Source organism: Pseudomonas sp. KCJK9111 (assembly GCF_046231935.1).
In the GTDB taxonomy this organism is placed as follows: domain Bacteria; phylum Pseudomonadota; class Gammaproteobacteria; order Pseudomonadales; family Pseudomonadaceae; genus Aquipseudomonas; species Aquipseudomonas parafulva_B.
The window spans coordinates 1-21336 of sequence record NZ_JBJJMO010000012.1 but is presented as its reverse complement, the minus strand read 5'-3'; the positions used below and the strand labels follow the sequence as shown (position 1 = coordinate 21336).

The window sequence follows — 21336 nt, the reverse complement described above, 5'->3', positions numbered from 1 at the left end:
AGGTTTGACACCCAGCTCGGACGGCCAGCCGGGGCCCGCGTTCGCAGCCAGCCCTGACTATCACACTTACACCTGGGCCGGGGCTGCGAAGGGCACATCCAACGGTGCCGTGTCGAAGTTGCGCAGCAGGTCGATGAGGATCTGCGTGGCCGGGCCCAGGGACTTCTCCTTGCTCGCGTAAAGATAGAACAGTGGATGGCGGCTACCGCCCTGGTCCAGCGGCAGGGGTTTGAGCACACCGTCACGCAGCTCGCGCTCGATCATGTGCCGCGGCAACCACGCAAAGCCCAGCCCGCTGCTGACGAAGGTGGCAGCCGTGCCCAGGCTGCCGACCGTCCAGCGCTGTTCGGCGCCAAGCCAGCCCACATCGCGTGGCTGCGAGCGGCCCGAATCTCGAATCACCACCTGCAACTGGCTTTCAAGGTCCTGGAAAGTCAGTTCGCGTCCCAGCCGGTGCAGGCTGTGGTCAGGGTGGGCCACGGCCACGAATTCCACGGCGCTCAACTCCGCGCCCAGGTAGCCGCCAATGTTGTAGCTGCTGATGGCAAGGTCGGCGATGCCATCGAGCATCACTTCCTCGACCCCGGACAGCACTTCCTCGCGCAGGCGCACGCGGCAGCCGCGGCTTTGCGGCATGAAGGCGGCCAGGGCACGCACCAGGCGCGCGCTGGGGTAGGCCGCATCGACCACAAGGCGCACCTCGGCTTCCCAACCCTGTTCCATGTGGTGCGCCAGGTCCTCGAGTTGACTGGCCTGCTTGACCAGGTGCCGCGAGCGGCGCAGCAGCACACTGCCTGCCTCGGTCAGCACCGCCTTGCGGCCGTCGATGCGTAGCAACGGGACACCCAGCTGTTCCTGCATGCGCGCCACGGTGTAACTGACCGACGATTGCGAGCGGTGCAGCACCTCGGCTGCTTGGGCAAACCCGCCATGATCGACTACAGCTTGCAAGGTCCGCCATTGATCCAGCGTCACGCGTGGCGCTTTCATGTCCTGCTCCTGTTGGCCTAAGCTGCGCTCTACACAAGGAGAACGCCCCATGAAGAAATATTGTGCGGCATTGCTGCTATGCCTGCCGGTGACCGCTTTTGCCTATCCCATCGACATGGAGAAACACATGGACGGGGTGAAGGTAGACGCCACTGCCTACGACACGGCCTATGACCTGGGGGCGATTACCCTCGAGAACTACGGCCAGGTGCCCGCCGCCTGCAAGGTGACCTTTCGCAACGGCCCTGAAGCCCCGCGGGTGCGCCGGGTAAATGTACCGGCCAGCAAGCGCGCCGATGTTACCGCCAAGTTCAACCGGCAGATCATCAAGCTGCGCATCACCGTAAGCTGCTCAGCTGAATAAACTAATTAATCGATAAATCGTACCGACTATTTACGCTTTTTCATCGATAGGTCAAGCGTTAACCTTCCTCCATCGCATCTACCCCAGCCCGATGGAGGCCGTCATGTCCCATGTTCTGATCGTCGAAAGCAGTGCACGCCAGCAGGATTCGATTTCCCGCCAACTGACCCAGGACTTCACTGCGCAGTGGCGCGCCGCCCACCCGGCCGACCAGATTACGGTGCGTGACGTGGCGGCCAACCCGGTGCCGCACCTGGACGCCGACCTGCTCGGCGGCTGGATGAACCCTGAAGACCAGCGCAGTGCTGCCCAGCACCAAGCCCTGGCCCGCTCCAACGTGCTGACCGACGAGTTGCTGGCAGCCGATGTGCTGGTGTTGGCAGCGCCCATGTACAACTTCACCATCCCAAGTACCCTCAAGGCCTGGCTGGACCATGTGCTGCGCGCCGGCATCACCTTCAAATACACGCCCACCGGCCCCCAGGGCCTGTTGAACGGCAAGCGTGCCATTGTACTGACCGCACGCGGCGGCATCCATGCAGGGGCTGGCAGCGACCACCAGGAACCCTACCTGCGGCAGGTGCTGGGCTTCATTGGCATTCACGACGTGACGTTCATTCATGCCGAAGGCCTGAACATGAGCGGAGATTTCCATGAAAAGGGCCTGAACCAGGCCAAGGCAAGCCTGGCTTCGGTAGCCTGACTGCAGCGAATCTCAACACGTGCACCTGTCTCAGCGATTGAGGGTGACCGCTTCCTTTGAGCTTCGCAGCGCCTTCAACTCAACACATACCCCACCGGCAACAGCGCTGGCGGTAGCGGCGTCTGCCCCAGGGCGGCCAATACATCACGCTCTACCGTTCGCACCATGGCATCGGTAGGCAGGTCGTTCTCGTCGCGGCCGAACGGGTCTTCCAACTCGTTGCCAATGGCATCGAGCCCAAAGAAGGTATACCCAACGATGGTCGTGAACAGCGGCGCCAGCCAGCCTAGCGGTTCGGCCAGGGCGAAAGGCAGCAACAGGCAGAAGATGTAGATGGTGCGATGCAGCAGCAAGGTATAGGGGAAGGGCAACGGTGTCCCCTTGATCCGCTCGCAGGTGGCCTGAACCTCCCCAAGCCCCGCCAACCGCTGCGCCAAGAGGTTGTAGCGCCACTCGGACAGGCCCTGCTGCTCGGTCAGCCGCGAACACTGCTCGCCCAGGTGCAAGAGGATGCCGTTACACACGTTGTGGGGGCTGATCGCTTCGGCACTTCCCAGCCAGGGCCGCGCGGCGGCCAGGTCGTCCTCGTCTCGCAGCCTGGCATTGAGCCCATGGGCGAACCCGCACAGGCTGCGCAGCATGTCGGCGCGCAGCGCGGCATCGGCGATCACCACGCTTTCGCGAGTGAACGACCGAATCTCGACGATCAACCGGCCCCAGGCCTTGCGCCCCTCCCACCAACGGTCATAACACGCGTTGTTGCGAAAGCTCATGAAGATCGACAGCGACAAGCCGAGCAGTGTGAACGGCGTAGCGCTGACCGGATAGAAGAATGCCGGGTAATGCCGTTCCACCAGGACGATGACTGCCGCGAGCAAGGTGACCATCAGGCAGCGCAGGGCGATCTGCTTGATGATCGACCCTTTGAGGGTGAACAGCACTCGCAGCACACCCTGGGTGGGATGAACGATCATGGCAATCCAGAGACGGCTGATCAGCCGCCGGTCATGTTCATGAAGCGCAGGATCTGAACGTCGCCGCCCACCTCGAAGTGATGGCGGTATGGCTTGAGGTGTAACGAGTCGCGAATGGCTTTTTCCAGCCGTTCAGCGTTGCCGGGATGGGCCCGCAGCACATGCTTGAGGTCGACCGAGTGCTCATTGCCCAGGCACAGCAACAAGCGACCCTCTACGGTGAGGCGTACGCGGTTGCAGGTGGCGCAGAAATTGTGGCTGTGGGGCGAAATGAACCCCACCCGGGTTTGCGGGGCATCGGCCAGGCGCCAGTACCGCGCAGGGCCCTGGGAAGACTCGGTCGACTCGATCAGGCTGAATTGCTCGGCCAGCCTCGCGCGGACCTCGTCGCTGGAGAAAAACGACTCTCCACGGGCGTGCTCGCTGATCTCCCCCAGCGGCATTTCCTCGATGAAGGTGATGTCCAGTTCGCGATCGATCGCAAAGCGCACCAGGTCGACCAGCTCATGGTCATTGCGGCCCTTCAGTACCACGCAGTTGAGCTTGGTACGGCGAAAGCCGGCTTTACGTGCCGCGTCGATGCCGGCGATTACCTGGTGCAGGTCGCCGGTACGGGTCAGTTGCTTGAAACGGTCGGCATCCAGGCTGTCGAGGCTGATGTTCAGCCGCGTCACACCCGCATCGAAGAGCGGTTGCGCCAGGCGCCCCAACTGCGAGCCGTTGCTGGTCAGGCACAACTCGCGCAGCCCTGGCAGGGCAGCGATGCGCCCGCACAGGTCGACGATGCCTTGGCGTACCAGCGGCTCGCCCCCGGTCAGGCGAATCTTGCGGGTGCCCAGCGCCACGAAACGCTCGGCCACCTGGAACAGCTCTTCAAGGCTCAGGATCTGCTGGCGGGGCAGAAACTGCATGTCCTCGGCCATGCAGTACACGCAACGGAAGTCGCAGCGGTCTGTGACCGACATCCGCAGGTAGTCGATTTTCCGGTTGAAGCCGTCGATCAGTGCCCGGCTGCTCTGTTCCACGTATGCGCTCGAATCAGGGGAATGGCCTCCAAGCTAGCGCCTGGCGGGCCGAGCCGTCAAATGGCTTTGGCCGACTGACCGATAAATGCTCTCTATCACTGCTCAGCCCCCGCGTTTACGGGGGTCATCGAAGGCGCTTATCACCTCGTAGGATCTTTCGATTGGACGGCTCTGCACAAGGCTTCATAGGCTGGACAAAAGTCATAGCAGGGCGAGGATTTCACCCATGAGCCAGGACCCACACATCCGCGACTACAAAGGCGCCGCTGCCGGCTGGGGCGCGCTCAAGAGCGTGACCAAGAGCTGGCTGGGCAGTGACAACGCCTTCAAGAATTTGCGCGCCATGCTCAAGACCAACCAGAATGGCGGCTTCGACTGCCCCGGTTGCGCCTGGGGCGAGTCGCCGGAAAACGACACGGTCAAGTTTTGCGAGAATGGCGCCAAGGCCGTCAATTGGGAGGCCACCGGGCGCTCGGTCGATCCGGCCTTCTTTGCCCGCTACAGCGTCAGTGCCCTGGCCGATCAGACCGATTACTGGCTCGAGTTCCAGGGCCGCCTGACTCATCCTATGCGCTACGACGCGGCCACCGACCACTATGTCGAGACGAGCTGGGCAGAGGCCTTCGCGCTGATCGCCAAGCACCTGCACGCCCTGGAATCTCCCGATCAGGCCGAGTTCTATACCTCGGGCCGGGCCAGCAACGAAGCGGCCTTCCTTTATCAGTTGTTCGTGCGCGCCTACGGCACCAACAACTTCCCGGACTGCTCGAACATGTGTCACGAGGCCAGCGGCGTCGGGATGGCGCAGACCCTGGGCGTAGGCAAAGGCACCGTGGTCTTTCACGACCTGGAGCTGGCCGACGCCATCTTCGTCATTGGCCAGAACCCTGGCACCAACCACCCGCGCATGCTCGAACCGCTGCGCGAAGCCGTGAAGCGCGGTGCCCAGGTGGTGTGTTTCAACCCCCTCAAGGAGCGGGGCCTTGAGCGCTTCCAGCACCCGCAGCATCCCCTGGAGATGCTCAGCAACGGCTCCGAGCCCACCAATACCGCCTACTTCCGCCCGGCACTGGGCGGGGACATGGCGGTCATGCGCGGCATCGCCAAGTACCTGCTGCAGTGGGAACGCGAAGCCAAGGCCAAGGGCGAACCTGCGGTGTTCGATCATGCGTTCATCGCCGAGCACACCAGCGGCATCGAGGCCTACCTGCAGGCCTTGGATGCCACACCCTGGCCGGCCCTCGTGGCGCAGTCCGGGCTGACCCAGGCCGAGATCGAACAGGCCGCGCGCATGTACCGCAAGGCCGAACGCGTGATCATGTGCTGGGCCATGGGCGTTACCCAGCATCGTCATTCGGTGGCCATCGTCCAGGAAATCGTCAACCTGCAATTGCTGCGTGGCAATGTCGGCAAACCCGGCGCGGGGCTCTCGCCGGTGCGCGGGCACAGCAACGTGCAGGGTGACCGGACCATGGGCATCGACGAGAAGCCCAAGACCGCCTTGCTCGATGCCTTGCAAGCTCGCTTTGAGTTCCAGGTGCCGCGCACCCACGGGCACAACGCCGTACTGGCGATCAAGGCCATGGAAGAAGGTCGGGCGAAGGTGTTCATCGGCCTTGGGGGCAATTTTGCCCAGGCCACCCCAGACACCGCACGCACCCATGCCGCCCTGCGCAACTGCGCACTGACCGTGCAGATTTCCACCAAACTCAACCGCTCGCACCTGGTGACCGGTAGCGATGCCTTGATCCTGCCCTGCCTGGGCCGCACCGAAATCGACCTGCAGGCCAGCGGGCCGCAAGGTGTAACAGTCGAAGACACCTTCAGCATGGTGCACATCTCCCACGGCCAGTTACGGCCACGTTCGCCCCACATGCGCTCCGAACCCTGGATCATTGCCGGCATGGCCCAGGCCACCCTGGGCAAGCACCCCATCGATTGGGAGCACGCCGTGGCCGATTACGCCCATATCCGCAGCCTGATTGCCGACGTGATTCCAGGCTTCGAACATTTCAACGAACGCCTGCAGCAACCCGGGGGCTTCCACCTGGGTAACCACGCTGCCGACCGCACCTGGCGCACGGCTACCGGCAAGGCGCAATTCAGCCCCAATGCGCTACCCGCTGAACTGGTCAACGCCCAGGTGCTGGCCCGTGGCGACAAACCGGACCTGATCCTGCAAACCCTGCGCTCCCATGACCAGTACAACACCACCCTCTATGGCCTGGATGACCGTTACCGCGGTGTGTTCGGGCTGCGCGAAGTGGTGTTCGTCAACGAGGCCGACATTCGGCGCATGGGCTTCGAGCCCGGTGAACACGTCGACCTGGTGTCGCTGTGGGACGACGGCGTCGAGCGACGGGTGTCGGGTTTTCGTCTGGTGGCCTATGACGTGCCGCAGGGGCAGGCTGCCGCCTATTACCCGGAAACCAACCCCCTGGTGCCGCTGGAAAGTTATGGTGAAGGGACCTACACCCCGACCTCCAAGTTCGTGGCGATCAAGGTCGAGAAGGCCAAGGCGGATAATCGCATTGCAGCGGCCCTGGCGACCGACTGAGCCTCAGTGTGCAACAGGGCCGCCCGTGCAAAACCCGCGTCAACCGCGGTTCACTGGAAAGGCCGTGGTGTACTTCATCTGCTCCATGGCAAAGCTCGAGGTAATGTTGGACAACCCATCGGTGCTGGTAATCAGCTTCTTGTAGAACCGGTCATACGCCGCGATATCGCCCACCACCACCCGCAGCATGTAGTCCCAGTCGCCGGACATGCGGTAGCACTCCATCACCTCCTCGAACGCCGTGACCGTGGCGGCGAACTGCTCCAGCCATGCACTGTCATGGCGCTGGGTCTTGACCTGCACGAACACGGTCAGGCCCAGCCCTAGCAGGCCAGGATCCAGCAGGGCCACACGACCGACGATATAGCCTTCGTCTTCCAGGCGCTTGACCCGCTTCCAGCAAGGGGTGGTGGACAGGTTGACGGCCTCGGCCAAGGCCTTGAGCGAGAGCGCGGCATCGCGCTGCAAGAGGGTCAGAATGTGTCGGTCGAAGCTGTCCATAGGGGGCGTGGGCCGTGGCGAAGAAGTTTTCACAGGGTACCCCAAGGTCAGGGCTTTTGCGTTGTGCGATAGTGGCAACCTTACCTCTGCCAACGAGCCCGACCATGTCCGACAAGCCGCGCCATTTCGCCACCCGAACCATTCATGCCGGCGAGCAGTTCGAAGTCGCCGATAATGCCATTTTTCCAGCCATCGTCACGGCCAGTTCGTTCATCAAACGCGGCCTGGACGACACGCCGGACTACTCCTACAGCCGTGTAGGCAACCCCACCCGCCACGCCTACGAGACCTGTGTTGCAGCCCTGGAGGAAGGCGTAGGGGCGGTGGCCTGTGCGTCAGGGGTGAATGCCACGGCCACCGTGCTCGAACTGCTGCCCAAGGACGCCCATGTGGTGGTGATGAACGGTGTATACGGCGGCACCTTCCGAATTCTGGAGGACTACCGCAGCCGCACGTCCGGCCTGACCACCACGTACGTCGACCTCAACGACCTCGATGCCGTGGCTGCTGCCATCAAGCCCGAAACCCGGCTGATCTGGATCGAATCACCGACCAACCCGTTACTGCACCTGGTCGACATCAAGGCCGTATGCGACCTTGCCCGCACCCGGGGCATCCTGACCTGCATCGACAATACCTTCTGCTCACCGTGGAACCAGCGCCCGATCACCCTGGGCGTGGACCTGGTCATGCACTCGGCCAGCAAGTACATCGGTGGCCATTCCGATCTCACCGGTGGGGTGGTGGTGGCGGCCAGCGAAGACCTGCACCGACAGCTGCGCCGCATCAGCATGGCCATCGGCGCGGTGCAAGGGCCGTTCGATTGCTACCTGGCGTTGCGCGGCCTCAAGACCCTGGACGTGCGCATGGAGCGCCAGTGTGCCAACGCGCTGGAAGTGGCCCGCAGGCTCGAAGGCCACCCGCAGGTCGAGCAGGTGTACTACCCAGGGCTGCCAAGCCATCCGCAGCATGAACTGTGCAAGCGTCAGATGCGCAGCGGCGGGGCGGTGGTTGCCATGAAGGTCAAGGGTGATCGGGCGGCGCTCAATCGGCTGGTCGAAGCGCTGCAGATTTTCGTGCTGGCCGACTCGCTGGGTGGGGTCGAAAGCATGATCAACCATTCCTGGACCATGTCCCACTGCTCCATGAGCCCCGAGCAGAAAGGGGCAATGGGCATCAGTGAGAACCTGTTGCGCCTGTCGGTGGGTATCGAGGCGGTCGCCGATCTGATCGATGACCTGGAAACGGCGCTGGGCGCTTTGGCCGGGTAATGATGGCAGGGCTGTAGCGGCGAGCGGTTCAGCGCCAGCCCGTCATGCGAAGCGATGACGGGCTGGCGCTTGCAAAGAGGCCGGTGATTATTTGGGCGGGTGGATGATGCGCTCGATCTTGTCCTTGATCAGCAGCCGCTCGCGGCGCAAGCGCGTCACGGCCTCGTCGTTGGTGCCGTTCTTCTCGGCAGCGACCACTTCCTTGTCCTTGGCGTTGTACTCCTTGTGCAAGCCATGCAGCGTCTGGTCCTTGTCAATGAGTGCCTGGAATGCGTCAGCGGTAACGTGCAAGTCAGCGAGCAGATCGTGCGGAACAGGCATTTCTTCACCTCTGTCAGGGGGATTGGTTAAGGTCCTGACCTCTGAGGATAGCCGCGTTTGTCTCGGGGAGGGAGGCCGCGAATCCTGAACCCCTGCTGAACGACTTACGGGTAGGCGTCGAAATCAGCGCTTTCACTAAATTGTTACGTTATTTTTCACAGAAAATTGATGGCTCGGTTTCTAGAGTTCGCCCAGCTTGCTCCCAGTGCCATCCGGCGCTGGTGGTCACTTCTCTTGGTTGCGAACCTGAATGCTCAACATCAAACCCCTGCGCACCGAATGGGTCACGCTGCTGGCCAGCCTGTACCTGTTGATCGGCTTGAATGTCTTCCTTTGGGAGCACCTGGAACAGGTAGTGCCCCCCGGCTTGCCCGGCCTGTGGTTGACCCTGGCATTTGCGGTGCTGATGTTGTTCGCCTTCAACCTCATCCTGACCCTCATTGCCTTCCGCTATGTGCTCAAGCCTTTGCTGGTGCTGCTGTTCGTCAGTGGTGCGGCGGTGGCGTATTTCATGAACCGCTATGGCGTGCTGATCGATGCAGGCATGTTCGCCAACATCGCCGAAACCAACGTGGCAGAAGTGCGCGACCTGCTGTCGCTGAAGTTCGGCTTGTACATGCTTGGCCTCGGGGTATTGCCCTCGGTACTGCTGTGGCGAGCGCCGGTGGTGTATCGGCCGTGGCAGCGCGAGCTGTTCGGCAAGCTGGTGGTCACGGCGGCCTGTGTGGTAGGCCTGGGCTCGGTGGGGTTGGCCAATTACCAGGGTCTGTCGTCGCTGTTTCGCAATCACCACGAACTGCGCCTGATGCTGACCCCCAGCAATATCGTCGGTGCCTCCATGGCGTACGTGAGCGAGCGCGTGGTCACCAGTGCACGCCCCTTTGCCCACTATGGCGAAGATGCCGCCCGCACCCCGGACTGGCAGCACCATCAGCGCAAGTCCCTGACGGTGCTGGTGGTGGGTGAAAGCGCGCGCGCCGATCACTTCGGCGTGCTGGGCTACAACCGCGATACCACCCCCAGGCTTGCCGCCGAGCAAGGGTTGCTGGCGTTCTCGGACGTTCATTCCTGCGGCACTGAAACGGCTGTGTCGGTACCCTGCATGTTTTCCGGCATGCCCCGCAAAGCCTACGATGCGCGCATCGCCAAGAACCGCGAAGGGCTGCTCGATATTCTCAAGCGGGCGGGCCTGGACGTGCAGTGGCGCGACAATCAGTCCGGGTGCAAGGGCACCTGCGACCGCGTGCAGTTCATCAATATGAGCAAGCTCAAGGACCCGCAGTTCTGCGGCGAAGGCGAGTGCCACGACGAAATCCTGCTGCAGGGCCTGGGCGAGCTGATCGACCACTTGGACAAGGACACCGTGCTGGTGCTGCACCAGATGGGCAGCCACGGCCCCGATTACTTCAAACGCTACCCCAAGGCCGACCAGCGCTTTGCCCCGGTGTGCCAGAGCAATGCCCTGGACCAGTGCAGCCAGGAGCAGATCACTAATGGCTACGACAATACCCTGGCCTACACCGACCGGGTCCTGGCCAGCTTGATCGACACCCTGCGCAGCCGGCAGGACAAGGTCGATACGGCCATGATCTACCTGTCCGACCATGGCGAATCGCTGGGCGAGTACAACCTGTTCCTGCACGGGACGCCGTACGCCATCGCCCCGGAACAGCAAAAGCATGTACCGCTGCTGGCCTGGTTTTCCGACAGCTATCAGCAGGACTTCGGTGTCGATACCGGTTGCCTGGCCAAGTTGAACGATGCGCCTTTGTCCCAGGACAACCTGTTCCACTCGATGCTGGGGTTGTTGCAGGTTCACACCCAGGTGTACGAGCGATCCCTGGACCTGTTCGCCAGCTGCCGGCCCTGGCTCACCGCCAGGCGCTGAGCAGGCGAGGGTGGGCTTGCCTGGCGAACGTCGTCAACGCGCAGTGGGGGGACATTGTCTGGAGCTTGGCGCCGGCCTGGTTGCACAGTCAATGAAATTGCACCATTGATCGACATCAAGGATGGCCCGGGTTTCACCAGCAGTGCCCGCGCCGTATATACTGCGCGCCAATGTTAGTGGGAGAGCCTTGTGGCCATCGAAATTCACTGGATCCGTGACGACCTGAGCCTGGCCGAACACTGCCGCGACTGGCGCCAATTGCCGTTTGTCGCGGTCGATACCGAATTCATGCGCGTCGATACCTTCTACCCCAAGGCAGGGCTGATCCAGATTGGCGATGGCAAGTGCGCGTTCCTGATCGACCCGCTGTTGATCGCCAACTGGCAGCCGCTGGCCGAGCTGATCGAAGACCGTAACGTGGTCAAGGTGCTGCATGCCTGCAGCGAGGACCTGGAGGTGCTGCTGCGCCTGACCGGCAAGCTGCCCCAGCCGTTGTTCGACACCCAGCTGGCTGCCGGCTACCTCAACCTTGGCTTCTCCATGGGCTATTCGCGGCTGGTACAGGAGGTGCTGGGCATCGACCTGCCCAAAGGCGAGACCCGCTCCGACTGGTTGCAACGCCCACTGTCCGAGACCCAGGTCAGCTATGCCGCCGAGGACGCCGTGCACCTGGCCGAGCTGTTCAGCGCCTTGCATGCGCGCCTGTCCGACGACAAGTACGCCTGGGTGTTGGAAGACGGTGCTGAACTGGTGGCCCAGTTGCGCCGCGAGGTGCAGCCCGACAGCCTGTACCGTGAGGTCAAGCTGGCGTGGAAGCTGGCGCCCCAGCAGTTGGCGGTGCTGCGCGCCCTGTGCGCCTGGCGCGAGCGCGAGGCCCGCCTGCGTGACGTTCCGCGCAACCGCATCCTCAAGGAGCATGCGCTGTGGCCCATCGCCAAAAGCCAGCCGACCAACCTGGCGGCCTTGGCCCGCATCGACGACATGCACCCGCGCACCTTGCGCCAGGATGGCGAAACCTTGCTGCAACTGATCAAGCACGCCGCTAGCCTTCCGGCCGAACAATGGCCCGAGCCATTGCCTGAGCCGCTGCCGATCGAAGCCTCGGGCATTCTCAAGCAACTGCGCGCTGTCGGTCAGGCCGAAGGGCAACGACTGGGCATCGCGCCCGAGCTGATGCTGCGCAAGAAAACCCTCGAGGCCCTGCTTAAAAGCGGTTACCCCGACGGCCCTTACACCTTGCCCGATTCGCTGCGCGGCTGGCGCCGTGAGCGGATGGGCCAGGCACTGCTGGACAGCCTGGCCGGTGCCGGAGACCCTCAATGAAACGCATCTGCTCGATCTACAAGAGCCCCCGCAAGAACGAAATGTACCTGTATGTGCTCAAGGCCGATGGCTTGCAACGCGTACCCGAAGGCTTGCTGCCGTTCTTCGGCACGCCCCAGCACGCCTTCGACCTGGTGCTCAGCCCCGAACGCAAGCTGGCCCGCGAAGACATCACCAAGGTGCTGGAGAACCTCGACAATCAGGGTTATCACCTGCAGATGCCGCCGCCGGATGACGAGTACATCGAGCACCTGCCCGACGAGTTGCTGCACCGAAACGATCCCGCCTGATCATGCGCGTACTGATTGCCGAGCATGACCACGCCCGCTACGCCGACCTGTTGCACCAGGCGGCACCGCACCTTGAAGTCCTGACCAGCGACGACTCCGCGCAACTGGCCCGGCTGGCGCCGCAGTGCCCAGTCTGGCTCGGCCAGCCCGACGTGCTGGCCAGCTTGTTGCGCCAGGGGCATCGCCCCCACTGGATGCAGTCGACCTGGGCCGGCATCACGCCCCTGCTGGCCACGGGGCTGCCCCGCGCGTATCGCCTGACCCGCGCCGTGGGCATTTTCGGCCAGGTCATGGCCGAATACATGCTCACCTACATGCTGGGCCATGAACGGCACGTCCTGTCGCGCCTGGTCAGCCAGGTGGAGCGGCGCTGGGATGAGCGCCCTGGTTGCTCGCTGCAGGGCCGCAAGGTATTGATCGTCGGCACCGGCGATATCGGCCAGGCCGTGGCCGAGTTCCTGCGCCCGTTCGGGGTGGTGCTGTACGGTGTGGCCAGCCAGGCCCGTGAACAGCCGCCATTCGCCGAGGTAGCAGCCCTGGACGATCTCGCGCGCCTGGTGGGCGAGGTCGATTATGTGCTGAACCTGCTGCCCGACACGCCGGCCACGCACGATATCTTTGACGCGGCGATGTTCCGGCGTTTCCAGCCCACTGCGTTGTTCGTCAATGCCGGGCGCGGTGTGGCCGTCGTCGACGCCGACCTGGTGGAGGCGCTGAAGGAGGGGCACCTGGTCGGGGCGGTGATCGACGTATGCCGCCAGGAACCTCTGCCCAGGCAGCATCCATTCTGGACCGCCTGGGGCCTGTTGCTGACCGGACACAGCGCAGCGCCCACCACGCCTGCGGCCATGGTGCGGTTGTTCCTCGACAACCTGCAGGCGTTCGAAGCCGACCAGGCGCTGCGTGGCGAGGTGAACTTCGACCGCGGGTATTGATCGACCGGCCTGTATCAGAGCGCATTGCCCGCAGGTGGCGCCCTCGGGGTGCCCTTCAGGCGTATCGCCCTGCTATAGGCCTGAGTTCGGCCATGGCTGACAAGCGGTCTGGTATTGCTGCATGCCAGGCCCTAGACTGGCGCCGCCACGGCCACCAGCTCCATGCTGCACGCCTTAACGAACCGTTTCAGGCGCTGTCTGCCTCGGGCCCGATGTCGGACACGCGCTGCTGATCCCTTGCAGGAAATCGCGTCATGATCGCTGATAACGCCCCGTTCTGGCGGCGCAAGACCCTAGAGCAACTCAACCCGCAGGAATGGGAGTCGCTGTGCGACGGCTGCGGGCTGTGCTGCTTGCAAAAGCTCGAGGACGAGGACGACAACAGCGTCTACTACACCCGCATCGCCTGCAAGTTGCTGGACCTCGACACTTGCCAGTGCAGCGACTATCCCAATCGCTTCGCCCAGGTGCCCGACTGCATTCAGCTCACCCCGGGCAAGGCTGACCAGTTTCGTTGGTTGCCAGCGACCTGCGGTTACCGCCTGGTCAGCGAAGGCAAGGACTTGCCGGTCTGGCACCACCTGGTATGCGGTGACCGTCAGCAAGTGCATGAGCAGCGTATATCCCAGGCAGGGCGCATGCTCAGCGAGCGCGACGTGCACGAGGACGACTGGGAAGACCACCTGATCTTTCGCGCCAGCTAACCAGGCGCTTTACCCGCTGGTGAACAAGGAGTGTCGGTATGCGTAGCCGTTTGACTGTGCTGGTGGCCGTGTTGGGGTTGATGGCGGGGGCACCGGCCTGGGCGAAGAAAGTCGATCTTGACTATCAGGTTCGGCTGTTGCCTGCGACCGGGCAGGCCGAAGTGCGCCTTACGCTGGCCGATGGCAGTGCTGTGCGCAGTTTGGACTTCGACCTGGGCAAGGTGGGGGCCTACAGCGGCTTCCAGGCAGATGGCCACTGGCAGCTTCGCGGCCAGCGCGGGGTATGGCAGCCAGCGCCCGGCAAGACCAGCCTGAGCTACCGCGTGCAGTTGAACCAGCTCCACGGGCCTGGGGTGTACAACACCCGCATGACAGCGCACTGGGCACTGTTCATGGGCGACCAACTGGTCCCACCCGGACGGCTGGACCAGCAGGACGGCACCGAGTTGGTCGCCCGCCTGGCATTCGACCTGCCCGAAGGCTGGAAAAGCGTCGAGACCGCCTGGCCACGTATTGGCAAGGACAAGTTCCGCATCGACAACGTCTCGCGCCTGTTCGACCGCCCCACGGGCTGGATGCTGGCTGGCAACCTGGGTAGCCGCCGTGCGCGCTTGGGCGAAACCGACGTGACGGTGGCGGCGCCGGTTGGGGAAGGGATGCGCCGGTTGGACAACCTGACCTTGCTGACCTACATCTGGCCGCAACTGCAGGCCACCTTCCCGAGAAACCCGCCCAAACTGCTGGTGGTGGGCGCACGCGACCACATGTGGCGCGGGGCGATGGCAGCCCACGGCTCGCTCTACCTGCACAGTGGCCAGGCCATGGTCAGCGAGAGCGGCAGCAGCCCGCTGCTGCGCGAAGTGGTCCAGTTGTTCACTCACCTGCGTGGGCGTGAGGGCAATGACTGGTTGATCGAGAGCTTGACCGACTACTACGCCACCGAGCTGCTGCGCCGATCAGGTGGCATGAGTGATGATCGTTATCAGGCCTGGCAGGCGCGCTTGAGCAAACAGGGCGCAAGCGTCAAGCACCTCAAGGGGCACCAGGCGACGCCTGCCCAGGTGGCGCGAGGGGTAATGCTGTTGCAGGCACTGGACAAGGAGATCCGCATTCATACCCAGGCCCGGCAATCGCTCGACGACGTGGCGCGCGGGCTCATGCGACTGCCCAGCGTCAGCCTCGAGGACTTCGTGCAGATCAGCGAAAACGTACTCGGACGTCGGTCGGAGGCGTTGCAGAGCAAGGTACTGCATTGATGCGCTACACAATGCCCGGTGGGAGCCACGCTTTGCGCAACTTTTGATTATGGGTCTGCTGCGCGGCCCATCGCGGCACGAGGACCGCTCCTACAGGATCAACCGCGTAAACCTGCAGGAGCGGTGCTCGTGCCGCGATGGGGCGCGAAGCGGCCCCGGTGATAGATGCTGCAAAGCTGAACGCCTGAAAATCTGGCGCAGACTCTCGGCGAAGATCCGTCGCCCCGGCCGTCCTCAAGTCGAACGTGTGACGACTACATTAACCATATCGCAGGACGTCCTGGGTACGCCTTGCCGCAACGCCGCCACGGCAAGACCAGGATACAGTCCAGGGCATCACACTCCAGCGACAGGATCCTTGCCGGTCACCGTCACGCCTTCGGTGGCCGCTTTGGCACTGTCCTTCAGTGCAGTCAGCTCGTCCCCAGTACGCTTGAGGTCCGATTTCAGCTGGTTGTACTGATCGCGGTGGTGCTGCAACCACGCCTTGGTGGCGCAATGCCCAGTGAAGCCGCGCACCAGCGCCAGGCCACCGACGGCTATCTTGAACAGCCCTACGATACCGCCCTGGCTCAGCCCTTTGCCCACCAGCAAAGCACCGCCGGCCAACGACGTGGCGCGTTCCATGCCATGGACGTTCTTTTCCTGCAACGGTGCATCAGAGTGATTATCAAGCATTGGTAAGCCCTCTTGGTGATGTGTAAGCAGCTGACCTGCCTGCGGGGGGCGACGTTCACTCCACGTGGAGGGCGAACCTCCTGGCGGTCATGACAGCGCACGCATCACTTGAACTTTGGGCCCGAGCGGGTATTCAGGCCCTTGGCCAGACGGTCGTACAGCACCACGTTCACCGTGGCCGCCAGGTTCATGCAGCCGGTGGTGGGAATGTAGATGGTTTCCTCGCACCAGGCCCTCACTTCAGGGCTGAGGCTGCCGTCTTCGGGGCCGAAGATGTAGATGGCGCGGTCCGGGTGGGTGTAGTCGGGCAGGGGGCGGGCGCCTTCGACCAGTTCCACGGCCACCGGGGTACAGCCCAGCGGGATGATGCGTTGCAGGTCATCGATGCCGATCAGTGGAATGTCGTAGTGCACGCGCTTGGTGTCGGTCACGAAGTCCCGCGCGCGCTCGTAGCGCTTGCCGGTATAGAACACCGAGTTGACCCCGTAGCAGCCAGCCGCACGCATTACCGAGCCTACGTTTTCGGCCGACTTGGGGTTGAACAGGCCGATGCAAGTGTATCGTTTGTTAGCCACGAACCGGGGCCCTTCGCAAAAAAGACGCGATTATACGGGTTGCCCGGTCATGGTGGGGGGCTGCTGGTCAGTCCTTCTTCAGCATGCCTGCCAGTGCCGCGAACGGGTTGTGGGTGGCCTTGGCAATGCTTGGGGTGCTGGTGGAGCCTTCGCTGAAGTATTGCTGATCGGTGTAGCGCGAGTGTTCGTTGTCATGGCAGTACAGGCACAGCAGCTCCCAGTTGGAGCCGTCCTGGGGGTTGTTGTCGTGGTTGTGGTCACGGTGGTGCACGGTAAGCTCACTCAGGCGCTTGCCGGCGAACTCGCGTGCACAACGCCCGCACACGTGCGGGTACATCCTCAGGGCCTTGTCGCGGTAGCCCATTTCCTTGTCGCGCTTGGCATCGGCGAGGATGCGGTCCAGGCGCGCAGTGGCGGCGGAAGTAGAGGAGGTCATGGTGTTTCCTTCGTTCTGATCAGGCAAATGACGGTTATGCCGTCGAGTCTAGCGCGGCTGCATGATCGGCGCACAGGCGAAAAATGTCATATGGGCGTAGCCTGTAGGAAGATTCTGAACAGGAGGTTGCCGATGCTTGCTGCGATTCTCGCCGTGGTCTTGGTGGCGGGCGTGCCTGCGGCTCACGCTGCCAGCACGCCGCCGCGGTTGACCACGCCTGTACCCGGTGCGCCGGGTACACCCACACCCACGCCGTATCCGCAGATCACCCCAAGCAGCCCGCCCAAAGCCACCGGCACCTCCCAAGGGGCACCCTTGCTACCGCCAATGCCAATGCCAGTGCCCGGCCCGCCCAAGGACCAGCCACTGCCAGGGTTGCGGCAGGATCTAGAGAAGCCGGGGCGGGATCAGGAGTGATCGAAGGCGGCTGTCCACACCTCGCCTTGCGGCTTGCCGTCATGCATGAACCCAGATCGCTGGGGCCGCTGCGCGCAAAAAACAGCCCGGCACCTCAGACAACCCCCAGCTCACCCAGCACAAACCCATACTCCAAGGCCGCGTCCTTCAACCCCTGGTAGCGCCCGCTCATACCCCCATGCCCGGCACCCATCTCGGTCTTGAGCAGCAGCAGGTTGTCATCGGTCTTGCGCGTACGCAGGCGGGCGACCCACTTGGCCGCTTCCCAGTACTGCACCCGGCTGTCGTTGTAGCCTGCCACCACCAGCATGGCCGGGTAGGGCTGGGCTTTCACGTTCTCATACGGCGCATAGGCCTTGATGCGCTCGTACACCTCAGGCTCCGCGGGATTGCCCCATTCGTCATACTCGGTCACCGTCAACGGCAGCTCAGGGTCGAGCATGGTGTTGAGCACATCCACGAAGGGCACCTCGGCGATGGCGCAGCGAAACAGCTCGGGACGCAGGTTCAACACGGCGCCGATCAGCAGCCCGCCGGCACTGCCCCCACTGATGGCCAGGGTTGCAGAGGATGTCACGCCTGCGTTGATCAGGTGTTCGGCGCACGCGATGAAATCGCTGAAGGAATTTTGCTTGTGTTCCTGCTTGCCGGCACGGTACCAGGCCTCGCCCAGCTCGCCACCGCCGCGCACATGGGCGATGGCAAACGCTACACCACGTTCCAGCAGGCTCAGCCGCGCATGGGAGAACCATGGGTCCAGGCTCTCGCCATAGGCGCCGTACCCGTATAGGTAGAGCGGTGTGGTGCGACCCACATCCTGGCGCCGTCGCACCAGGCTGATCGGCACTTGGGTACCGTCTGCCGCGGTGGCCCACAGGCGCTCGCTGACATAGGCGTCGGCATTAAAGGGCCCCAACACCGGCGTCTGCTTGAGCACCTCCTGCGCGCCAGTGGCCAGCGCCAGCTGACGTACCTGGGCCGGCCGGTTCAGCGCTTCGTAGCGCAAGCGTACCCGAGGGCTGTCGAATTCCAGGCTGTCCTGCACGTACAGGCTGTAGGCCGCGTCGGGTAAATCCACCCGGTAGGGCGACAGACCCTGTGGGCGCACTTCGATGATCGGCAACCCGCCATCACGCAGGCTCAGGGTCAATGCGCTGGCATTGAGGCTCAGTCCTTCGAGCATGATGTCATCGCGATGTGCGACCAGCAGTTGCCACTGGGCACGGCTTGGCACGGGGTCGACCGGGGCGTGATACAGGGCGAAGTTGATACCGTCCTGGTTGGTGCGGATGAACCACCGCCACTGCCCATCGAGCAGGCCATGATCGGGGAAGTACTCATGGCCTTCCACACGCGGTGCCAGGCAGGTGAACGGCGCTTGCGGCGTGGCCGCGTCCAGCACCCAGGCTTCGCTGGTGGTCTTGCTGTTGAGCAGCAGCACCAACTGGCGTTCGGAGCTGGTGCGGTAACAGTGCAGGAAGAACCGGCCATCGGGCTCCTCGAATACCCGCTGGGCACCGTGCTGACCCAACGTATGCCGGTACAGCCGCCAAGGGCGGTGGGTATCGTCGAGTTCGGCAAAGAACAGCGTGCGGCTGTCATTGGCCCAGGTCAGGCTGCCATCGCAGTCGTCGAAGGGCAGGGCCGTTACAGCGCCCGTGGCCAGATCCTTGACGTACAAGGTGTAGATTTCGTCGCCGCTGGTGTCCAGGCTATAGGCCAACAGGCGATGGTCGGGACTGACGTTGAACGCCCCCAGCGAGAGAAAGCCGCCGCCTGCCAGGGCGTTTGGGTCGAGCAACAGTTGCTCCTGGCCTTCATCGACCGTGTTGGAATCATCGGCAGGGCGTGGGCAGCGGTAATGGCGGGGGTATTCGTCGCCTGCGGTGGTGCGGGTGTAGTACAGGTAGGGCCCCCACGGCGATGGCAGGGACAGATCGGTTTCCTGGATGCGGCCTTTGATCTCCTCGAACAACTGTTCGCGCAAGGGGGCCTGATCGGCCAGACAGGCTTGCTGATAGGCATTTTCCGCTTCGAGGTAAGCCAGTACCTGGGGATCGTCACGCTGTTGCAACCACGCGTAGGGGTCGGTCGCATCGTCGGCTCTGGCCAGGGGCGGCAAGTGGGTGCTTGGCATCGAATTTCTCTCGGTTCTTGAGGGGCGCTACCGGCAGCTTCGGCGGCGCACCGGTACAGGCAAACACTGTGTGCGCCAGGAAATGTGTTTATCATAGGCACCTCTTTGCCTGGCTTGCACGATTACCATGATCGAGAACGACTACACCCTGGCCTGGGGCCTCTACGCCGTGGCCGCCCTGGGCTGCCTTCTGGTGGGCTTCAAGCTCACCGGCTGGATGTGGCGCTGGCTGCGCGAACCGCTGTGCGTCGTGCTGGCGGTGCTGCTGTTTACGCCGACCGTGGTCGACCCGGTCAAGGACAGCTTCGCTCCGGCCATTGCCATCACGGTGCTGGACGTCGCCTTCAAGGTGGGTAACAACGCCTGGCGCGCAGTGTCGGACTTCGCCATGTACGGCATGATCGCCTTCGTGCTGTATTTCCTGTTCGTGCTAGTGCGTTGGCCGCTGGAGAAACGCGCCCGCGAGCGCCGCCTGCGGGCCGAAGCCGCCGCCCAGCGCGAGGCCGCCGAAGCGCAGGCGCTGGCGCCGGGGGAGCCCTTGGCCGCCGAGCGTAGCGATCGTTACCGTGACGACCCGCCTGTGCTGCCTGCTGGCGCCGGCCGGGTCGAGCCCCGCCTGTAAACGGAGACACCGCCATGTGCGAACTGCTGGGCATGAGTGCCAACGTCCCCACCGACATCGTCTTCAGCTTCACCGGCCTGATACAGCGCGGCGGTCGCACCGGCCCGCACCGTGACGGCTGGGGCATCGGCTTCTACGAAGGGCGCGGCCTGCGCCTGTTCCAGGACCCGGCCGCCAGCAGCGAGTCCGAGGTGGCCAACCTGGTAAGGCGCTACCCGATCAAGAGCGAAGTAGTGATCGGCCACATCCGTCAGGCCAATGTGGGCAAGGTCTGCCTGGCCAACACCCACCCCTTCATGCGCGAGATGTGGGGGCGCAACTGGTGCTTTGCCCACAACGGCCAGCTGGGTGACTTCACCGGCTCCACGAGCTTTTACCAGCCTATTGGCGATACCGACAGCGAGGCGGCCTTCTGTGACCTGCTCAATCGCATCCGCGGCGCCTTCCCGGAGCCGGTGCCGGTGGAACAGTTACTGCCGGTGCTGGTCGAAGCCTGTGCCGGTTATCGCGCCCGCGGCGTGTTCAACTGCATGCTCAGCGATGGTGACTGGCTGTTCTGCTTCTGTTCGACGAAACTGGTCCACATTACCCGTCGCGCGCCGTTTGGCGCGGCACGGCTGAAGGATGTCGACCTGATCGTCGATTTCCATACCCAAACCACCCCCAACGACGTGGTCACGGTGATCGCCACCGAGGCCTTGACCGAGAACGAAACCTGGAACCGCTACGCGCCAGGTCAGTGGGCCCTGTGGCGGCACGGCGAGTGCACCGCGCACGGACAAAGCTAAGGATGCTGCATGTTCAGAAGTTACCTGCGGTTGCTGCTGTTCACCTTCGGGCTATTGGCCGGCATCCAGGTCCCGGGGCTGGTCAAGGATTACAGCCAGCGCGTGGAGGCGCACCTGTTTGAATCACGCGAGGCGCTGGACGGCTTCCGCCAGACAGCCGAGCGCTTTTTCAACGGCGATCTGCAAGCCTTGTTGCGACACTACCGCAGCAGTGACGACCCGGTCTTTCTCAGTGACGCCAACAGCATCGAAAGCCTGATGATTCGCAACCAGCTGCTTGAAGACGAATGGCAAGCGCTGCAAGGTTCATGGGCGCAGCGTACCTGGCACGTCCTGGTGCAAGCCGACCCGCGGCTGCGAGAAGAAACGCTCAACGGCTACGGCTATCAGATTTTGCTGGCGCCTGAGGCCATCGGCTGGGGCGTCGGTGCCGGGTTCGTGCTGGCGTTCGTGGTTGAAAGCCTGTTGTTGGGGATAGGTCGGCTGATACTGGGTGGGCGACGTGGGGCGGTGAAAGAGAGTTGGCGTTAGGTGAAGTCCTGACACCCTGCTTGAGCGGGAGTGCGCTACGCTCCCATCCG

The 21336-nt window shown here is 63.4% G+C and carries 23 protein-coding genes; 14 read left to right on the top strand and 9 right to left on the bottom strand.

The features are described 5' to 3' along the window. Window positions 1-66: 66 nt before the first annotated feature. Entirely contained in the window at window positions 67-990 is a 924-nt protein-coding gene (locus ACK59L_RS07215; protein WP_058604199.1) for a LysR family transcriptional regulator, read from the bottom strand. Window positions 991-1039: 49 nt separating this feature from the next. Here ACK59L_RS07215 and ACK59L_RS07210 point away from each other — a divergent pair, with 49 nt between their 5' ends. Continuing rightward, entirely contained in the window at window positions 1040-1354 is a 315-nt protein-coding gene (locus tag ACK59L_RS07210) for a 3-phosphoglycerate kinase (protein WP_409272665.1), read from the top strand. Between the two features lie 103 nt (window positions 1355-1457). After that, window positions 1458-2057 (top strand): FMN-dependent NADH-azoreductase, encoded by a 600-nt coding sequence (locus ACK59L_RS07205; RefSeq protein WP_058604201.1) that lies wholly within the window; start codon window positions 1458-1460, stop codon window positions 2055-2057. 74 nt (window positions 2058-2131) lie between these two features. Here ACK59L_RS07205 and ACK59L_RS07200 read toward each other — a convergent pair whose 3' ends face one another. Together ACK59L_RS07200 and moaA are read right to left on the bottom strand one after the other, a co-directional pair. Next, window positions 2132-3031 carry a bestrophin family protein gene (locus ACK59L_RS07200; RefSeq protein ID WP_409272663.1) on the bottom strand — a complete coding sequence of 300 codons (900 nt, stop codon included), beginning with the start codon at window positions 3029-3031 and terminating at the stop codon, window positions 2132-2134. Window positions 3032-3051: 20 nt separating this feature from the next. Beyond that, the gene (moaA, locus tag ACK59L_RS07195; RefSeq protein ID WP_144966847.1) at window positions 3052-4056 is read right to left on the bottom strand and encodes a GTP 3',8-cyclase MoaA; all 1005 of its coding nucleotides are present in this window, start codon (window positions 4054-4056) and stop codon (window positions 3052-3054) included. Window positions 4057-4282: 226 nt separating this feature from the next. On the opposite strand from moaA, the gene ACK59L_RS07190 reads away from it, so the two are divergent. Beyond that, on the top strand, window positions 4283-6613 hold the full coding sequence (locus ACK59L_RS07190) for an FdhF/YdeP family oxidoreductase (RefSeq protein ID WP_409272661.1): 2331 nt from the start codon (window positions 4283-4285) through the stop codon (window positions 6611-6613). Between the two features lie 39 nt (window positions 6614-6652). Here ACK59L_RS07190 and ACK59L_RS07185 read toward each other — a convergent pair whose 3' ends face one another. After that, window positions 6653-7114 carry an Lrp/AsnC family transcriptional regulator gene (locus ACK59L_RS07185; protein WP_023534914.1) on the bottom strand — a complete coding sequence of 154 codons (462 nt, stop codon included), beginning with the start codon at window positions 7112-7114 and terminating at the stop codon, window positions 6653-6655. Between the two features lie 104 nt (window positions 7115-7218). On the opposite strand from ACK59L_RS07185, the gene ACK59L_RS07180 reads away from it, so the two are divergent. Further along, window positions 7219-8385: a PLP-dependent aspartate aminotransferase family protein gene (locus tag ACK59L_RS07180; protein ID WP_196136968.1), complete on the top strand. Its 1167-nt coding sequence runs from the start codon at window positions 7219-7221 to the stop codon at window positions 8383-8385. Window positions 8386-8472: 87 nt separating this feature from the next. Here ACK59L_RS07180 and ACK59L_RS07175 read toward each other — a convergent pair whose 3' ends face one another. Next, window positions 8473-8706 (bottom strand): YdcH family protein, encoded by a 234-nt coding sequence (locus tag ACK59L_RS07175; RefSeq protein WP_058604205.1) that lies wholly within the window; start codon window positions 8704-8706, stop codon window positions 8473-8475. A gap of 250 nt (window positions 8707-8956) precedes the next feature. Here ACK59L_RS07175 and ACK59L_RS07170 point away from each other — a divergent pair, with 250 nt between their 5' ends. The 6 genes from ACK59L_RS07170 (at window position 8957) to ACK59L_RS07145 (ending at window position 15102) form a co-directional block, all read left to right on the top strand. Then, window positions 8957-10594: a phosphoethanolamine transferase gene (locus ACK59L_RS07170; protein ID WP_409272658.1), complete on the top strand. Its 1638-nt coding sequence runs from the start codon at window positions 8957-8959 to the stop codon at window positions 10592-10594. Between the two features lie 189 nt (window positions 10595-10783). Continuing rightward, window positions 10784-11917 (top strand): ribonuclease D, encoded by a 1134-nt coding sequence (rnd, locus tag ACK59L_RS07165; protein ID WP_409272656.1) that lies wholly within the window; start codon window positions 10784-10786, stop codon window positions 11915-11917. Further along, the gene (locus tag ACK59L_RS07160) at window positions 11914-12207 is read left to right on the top strand and encodes a YcgL domain-containing protein (protein ID WP_023534892.1); all 294 of its coding nucleotides are present in this window, start codon (window positions 11914-11916) and stop codon (window positions 12205-12207) included. Before rnd ends, ACK59L_RS07160 begins: the two co-directional genes overlap by 4 nt. Window positions 12208-12209: 2 nt before the next feature. Then, window positions 12210-13142, top strand: a complete 933-nt coding sequence (locus ACK59L_RS07155; RefSeq protein WP_409272654.1) for a D-2-hydroxyacid dehydrogenase — start codon at window positions 12210-12212, stop codon at window positions 13140-13142. A gap of 254 nt (window positions 13143-13396) precedes the next feature. Beyond that, window positions 13397-13846: a YcgN family cysteine cluster protein gene (locus tag ACK59L_RS07150; RefSeq protein WP_058604209.1), complete on the top strand. Its 450-nt coding sequence runs from the start codon at window positions 13397-13399 to the stop codon at window positions 13844-13846. 38 nt (window positions 13847-13884) lie between these two features. Continuing rightward, window positions 13885-15102, top strand: coding sequence for a hypothetical protein (locus ACK59L_RS07145; protein WP_409272651.1), 1218 nt, complete (start codon window positions 13885-13887; stop codon window positions 15100-15102). A gap of 336 nt (window positions 15103-15438) precedes the next feature. On the opposite strand, the gene ACK59L_RS07140 is transcribed toward ACK59L_RS07145, so the two are convergent. The 3 genes from ACK59L_RS07140 to ACK59L_RS07130 form a co-directional block, all read right to left on the bottom strand. Continuing rightward, a complete protein-coding gene (locus ACK59L_RS07140) occupies window positions 15439-15780 on the bottom strand; it encodes a DUF2892 domain-containing protein (protein WP_058638054.1) in 342 nt (113 codons plus the stop codon). 104 nt (window positions 15781-15884) lie between these two features. Further along, window positions 15885-16355, bottom strand: coding sequence for an RNA methyltransferase (locus ACK59L_RS07135; protein ID WP_409272649.1), 471 nt, complete (start codon window positions 16353-16355; stop codon window positions 15885-15887). A 67-nt stretch (window positions 16356-16422) separates the two neighbouring features. After that, entirely contained in the window at window positions 16423-16791 is a 369-nt protein-coding gene (locus tag ACK59L_RS07130; RefSeq protein WP_023534919.1) for a YajD family HNH nuclease, read from the bottom strand. A gap of 132 nt (window positions 16792-16923) precedes the next feature. On the opposite strand from ACK59L_RS07130, the gene ACK59L_RS07125 reads away from it, so the two are divergent. Continuing rightward, a complete protein-coding gene (locus tag ACK59L_RS07125) occupies window positions 16924-17208 on the top strand; it encodes a hypothetical protein (protein WP_409272646.1) in 285 nt (94 codons plus the stop codon). 94 nt (window positions 17209-17302) lie between these two features. Here the strand turns inward: ACK59L_RS07125 and ACK59L_RS07120 are convergent, their stop codons facing one another. Further along, the gene (locus tag ACK59L_RS07120) at window positions 17303-19345 is read right to left on the bottom strand and encodes a S9 family peptidase (protein WP_409272644.1); all 2043 of its coding nucleotides are present in this window, start codon (window positions 19343-19345) and stop codon (window positions 17303-17305) included. Window positions 19346-19472: 127 nt separating this feature from the next. Here ACK59L_RS07120 and ACK59L_RS07115 point away from each other — a divergent pair, with 127 nt between their 5' ends. Genes ACK59L_RS07115 through ACK59L_RS07105 form a run of 3 tightly spaced genes read left to right on the top strand, consistent with a single transcriptional unit; the run spans window position 19473 to window position 21286 of the window. Further along, entirely contained in the window at window positions 19473-19967 is a 495-nt protein-coding gene (locus tag ACK59L_RS07115) for an MFS transporter (protein WP_409272642.1), read from the top strand. Between the two features lie 14 nt (window positions 19968-19981). Further along, window positions 19982-20755 carry a class II glutamine amidotransferase gene (locus tag ACK59L_RS07110; protein WP_023534887.1) on the top strand — a complete coding sequence of 258 codons (774 nt, stop codon included), beginning with the start codon at window positions 19982-19984 and terminating at the stop codon, window positions 20753-20755. A 9-nt stretch (window positions 20756-20764) separates the two neighbouring features. Beyond that, window positions 20765-21286: a DUF2937 family protein gene (locus ACK59L_RS07105; RefSeq protein WP_058604214.1), complete on the top strand. Its 522-nt coding sequence runs from the start codon at window positions 20765-20767 to the stop codon at window positions 21284-21286. The last annotated feature ends 50 nt before the right edge of the window (window positions 21287-21336 follow it).

Coding starts and splice junctions, on each gene's coding strand:
- ACK59L_RS07215 (WP_058604199.1), bottom strand. CDS start 990: ATGAAAGCGCCACGCGTGACGCTGGATCAATGGCGGACCTTGCAAGCT.
- ACK59L_RS07210 (WP_409272665.1), top strand. CDS start 1,040: ATGAAGAAATATTGTGCGGCATTGCTGCTATGCCTGCCGGTGACCGCT.
- ACK59L_RS07205 (WP_058604201.1), top strand. CDS start 1,458: ATGTCCCATGTTCTGATCGTCGAAAGCAGTGCACGCCAGCAGGATTCG.
- ACK59L_RS07200 (WP_409272663.1), bottom strand. CDS start 3,031: ATGATCGTTCATCCCACCCAGGGTGTGCTGCGAGTGCTGTTCACCCTC.
- ACK59L_RS07190 (WP_409272661.1), top strand. CDS start 4,283: ATGAGCCAGGACCCACACATCCGCGACTACAAAGGCGCCGCTGCCGGC.
- ACK59L_RS07185 (WP_023534914.1), bottom strand. CDS start 7,114: ATGGACAGCTTCGACCGACACATTCTGACCCTCTTGCAGCGCGATGCC.
- ACK59L_RS07180 (WP_196136968.1), top strand. CDS start 7,219: ATGTCCGACAAGCCGCGCCATTTCGCCACCCGAACCATTCATGCCGGC.
- ACK59L_RS07175 (WP_058604205.1), bottom strand. CDS start 8,706: ATGCCTGTTCCGCACGATCTGCTCGCTGACTTGCACGTTACCGCTGAC.
- ACK59L_RS07170 (WP_409272658.1), top strand. CDS start 8,957: ATGCTCAACATCAAACCCCTGCGCACCGAATGGGTCACGCTGCTGGCC.
- ACK59L_RS07160 (WP_023534892.1), top strand. CDS start 11,914: ATGAAACGCATCTGCTCGATCTACAAGAGCCCCCGCAAGAACGAAATG.
- ACK59L_RS07155 (WP_409272654.1), top strand. CDS start 12,210: ATGCGCGTACTGATTGCCGAGCATGACCACGCCCGCTACGCCGACCTG.
- ACK59L_RS07150 (WP_058604209.1), top strand. CDS start 13,397: ATGATCGCTGATAACGCCCCGTTCTGGCGGCGCAAGACCCTAGAGCAA.
- ACK59L_RS07145 (WP_409272651.1), top strand. CDS start 13,885: ATGCGTAGCCGTTTGACTGTGCTGGTGGCCGTGTTGGGGTTGATGGCG.
- ACK59L_RS07140 (WP_058638054.1), bottom strand. CDS start 15,780: ATGCTTGATAATCACTCTGATGCACCGTTGCAGGAAAAGAACGTCCAT.
- ACK59L_RS07130 (WP_023534919.1), bottom strand. CDS start 16,791: ATGACCTCCTCTACTTCCGCCGCCACTGCGCGCCTGGACCGCATCCTC.
- ACK59L_RS07125 (WP_409272646.1), top strand. CDS start 16,924: ATGCTTGCTGCGATTCTCGCCGTGGTCTTGGTGGCGGGCGTGCCTGCG.
- ACK59L_RS07120 (WP_409272644.1), bottom strand. CDS start 19,345: ATGCCAAGCACCCACTTGCCGCCCCTGGCCAGAGCCGACGATGCGACC.
- ACK59L_RS07115 (WP_409272642.1), top strand. CDS start 19,473: ATGATCGAGAACGACTACACCCTGGCCTGGGGCCTCTACGCCGTGGCC.
- ACK59L_RS07110 (WP_023534887.1), top strand. CDS start 19,982: ATGTGCGAACTGCTGGGCATGAGTGCCAACGTCCCCACCGACATCGTC.
- ACK59L_RS07105 (WP_058604214.1), top strand. CDS start 20,765: ATGTTCAGAAGTTACCTGCGGTTGCTGCTGTTCACCTTCGGGCTATTG.